The organism is Phenylobacterium sp., assembly GCF_020253645.1.
Lineage (GTDB): Bacteria > Pseudomonadota > Alphaproteobacteria > Caulobacterales > Caulobacteraceae > Phenylobacterium.
Map to the genome: position 1 here is coordinate 1 of NZ_JADCBG010000058.1, position 2,852 is coordinate 2,852.

Annotated in this window: 2 protein-coding genes; one reads left to right on the forward strand and one right to left on the reverse strand. The window is 66.8% G+C overall.

The annotated features are described in order from the left end of the window. The first annotated feature begins 211 nt into the window (after positions 1-211). Positions 212-1,156: an IS110 family transposase gene (locus INE98_RS04270; protein WP_293536841.1), complete on the forward strand. Its 945-nt coding sequence runs from the start codon at positions 212-214 to the stop codon at positions 1,154-1,156. A gap of 151 nt (positions 1,157-1,307) precedes the next feature. Here INE98_RS04270 and INE98_RS04275 read toward each other — a convergent pair whose 3' ends face one another. Continuing rightward, entirely contained in the window at positions 1,308-2,288 is a 981-nt protein-coding gene (locus tag INE98_RS04275) for a hypothetical protein (protein WP_293536842.1), read from the reverse strand. Positions 2,289-2,852 lie beyond the last annotated feature (564 nt).

The following is a 2,852-nucleotide window of genomic DNA, read 5'->3' on the forward strand; positions in this document are numbered from 1 at the left end:
ACCCCCTTGTTTGTTTCAGAAGCGCTAGATTGGGTCTGTCTTCCGGGACGTCCGCCTGGCGCTCCAACGCCAGGCGGACAGTCGGTGGAGGGGCCGAGATCCCCCGAGCCTTTTGGGCTGGGACTGAGCAGGGTCGCCACCGACGTTTCATGACCCGGATGGTTGCAGGGACGCTTGGGTCCGAAGCCACAAGGATGGGTCAATGGAACAGATGGAGTTTAGCAGGAAGATCGCCGGCGTCGATGTGGGCAAGTCTCACCTGGACGTGGCGGTCCATGGACTTGAGGACCTGACGCGGGTGTCCAACACCGCGGCGGGGCATGAGGAGCTGGCGGGCTGGCTGAAGGCGCGCGGGGTGGGACGCGTGGGTCTGGAGGCGACGGGCGGCTACGAGCGGGCTGTGCGTCTGGCGTTGGAGGCGGCCGGGTTCGAGGTCGTGGTTCACCAGCCCCTCGAGGTGCGCCGCTTCGCCCAGCTGAAGCGGCGGCGGGCCAAGAACGACCGGCTGGACGCCCGGCTGATCGCAGCGGCGACGGCGCAGGTGGAGGCGGTGCGCTCAGCCCAGGACCCGAGGCTGGCGGAACTGGCCGAACGCATGACGGCCTACGAGCAGATCACCGACCAGCTCGTGGAGCTGAAGACCTTCCTGGAGCACGTGACGCTCAAGGATATCGGCTCCGCCCTCAGGACCCAGGTCCGCGCCCTGGAGGCCCTGAAGCTGCGTCTGGCGAGCCAGATCCTGACAGCGATCAAGGCCCATCCGGACCTGCTGGCCCGCTACCGCCTGCTGGTCTCCCTGCCGGGCGTCGGCCCCATCGTCGCCGCCACCCTGCTGATCCGCATGCCGGAACTGGGCGGGATGCGGCGCGGCCAGGCCGCATCCCTGATCGGCGTCGCCCCCTTCGACCGCGACAGCGGCCAATGGAAGGGCCTGCGCTTCATCAGCGGCGGACGCGCCCGACCCCGGCGGATGCTCTACCTGGCCGCCATCGTCGCCAAGCGCTTCGATCCCGGCCTGAGGGCCTTCGGCGAGACCCTCAGGGCCAGGGGCAAACCGCCCAAGGTCGTCACCGTCGCCGTCATGCGAAAGCTCATCGAAGCCGCCAACCTCGTCCTCCAGAGAGGCCAGCCCTGGGTCAAAGCCATGCCGGCATGAAACATGGTTGCTCAGTCGGCTTTGCCGACAGCTCCCCCTTGGGGGAGCAATTAAGACGTTGAAATTCCTCCACCTTCCAGGGGGAGGTGGGCCGCGTAGCGGGCCGGAGGGGGTCAGCGGACCCGCAAGACCGCCCCTTGGTTGCCTGAGGCTAGGCCAGCCTCAAATCATGGTATGTCGCGCGAAGGTCGGAGGAGAGGACTCGGGAGAGGACCCTCCCGCTTTCGCCCGATCCAGTCTCAAATACGGCGATATCGTATCTGTCGAGGAACTTCCCGGCGTCGTCCTTGAGCATGCGTGCCGTCAGAACGCGCTTGGCGTCGGCGGATACCGCCATCCCGCTCGGTATCTCGCTGCCGCGCGGCGAGCGCCAGAGCAGGCGGGCTTCACCCTGGCGGTTCATGAGTGCGGCGCGAAGGCCTGTCTCCAGTGCGGCGGTACTGAGCACCACCTCGTCATTGGTGACACCAGCTAAGCCCCAGCCCCCGCCGAGGTTCACCGCAAAGGGGCGCGGCGCGTCACCCTCGCGCAGGATGCGGAAGATGCCTGGCGAACCATTCTTGGTGCCATTGTCGAGAGCGCTCGAGTTATTGGCCTCCTCAAGCGACGCCGCTGGCCCACCCGCGTAGACCCAGTAGCCCGCGCCCGTAGGGTCGTAGGCCGTTACAGATCCGCCATCAAAGGTACCAGACCAAACCGCTGTCTCCGCACCGGAGTTGAGGTCGATCTCCACAAGCTGGAATGGCCCATAGGCCTTGTCCCCTGCGAACACGAGGATGCGGCCGCCATCGGAAGAGAAGCTGGGTGCCCTGTAGTTGGCGCGACCGCCAATCCGGCGCGCGTCGCCACCGCGGGCGGGCGCGAGATACAAAGAATACAGCCCATCGAGCTTTGGATCCATCGGTTGGGCCGTAAATGCTATCGTCTCGCCGTCCGGCGCAAGCGCCGGCATCCTAAGCCCAGCCTTGCGGTTGGCTTGCAGCACCTCCACGCTTCCGGCCTGCAGGTCGCAGACCCCGATTGCGCTGAAGTCACCGCCCCAATCGGTCAAGGCTACGCGCCCAAGGTCGGGCGTCACGCCGATCTCACCTGGGACCGTGATGATAGAGACATAGTCTTCTTGGTCGCTCATCGCCCGCCTCCCGCATGCGGAGACCGCCACGGCCGCCGCCAGGCCGACCAGAACCCGCCGGCGACTTCGTCCTGCATCCTCAACGGTCATCACTGCGCCCTTTCGACCCCACGACGGTATTCGACAAGCCTTGGCACACTGTCATCGGCAACCTCGAAGAGCTACCCGTCCCGTCGGGCCGCAGCCCGGGGCGAGGGTGGGCGTCTTCGGGTGGAGGGTGAGCCTGTCCTCCTAACGCCGATAACCTTACGTGAAGGAACGTCGTCTCGCACTCGACGTCTGTCAACGCGTCCGCCGGGCGCCGCTGCCCCCCTCAGTCGGCATTCGCCGACAGCTCCCCCGCAGGGGAGCAATTGAGCGCTCCAATTCCTCCACCTCCCCCGGGGGAGGTGGACCGCGTAGCGGGCCGGAGGGGGAAGCTGCGCCGCCGTTGCACCCCCTCACCCCGCTGCGCGGGGAGCTCCCCCTGATGGGGAGCAATCAAGCCATTGTCATTCCTCCACCTCTTGAGGGGGAGGTGGCGTGCGAATGCGCGTCGGAGGGGGTCTGCTGAGCCGCCGTTGA

What these genes read in the sequence shown, in the direction of transcription:
- INE98_RS04270 (WP_293536841.1), top strand. Translation starts at nt 212, where the DNA reads ATGGAGTTTAGCAGGAAGATCGCCGGCGTCGATGTGGGCAAGTCTCAC.
- INE98_RS04275 (WP_293536842.1), bottom strand. Translation starts at nt 2,288, where the DNA reads ATGAGCGACCAAGAAGACTATGTCTCTATCATCACGGTCCCAGGTGAG.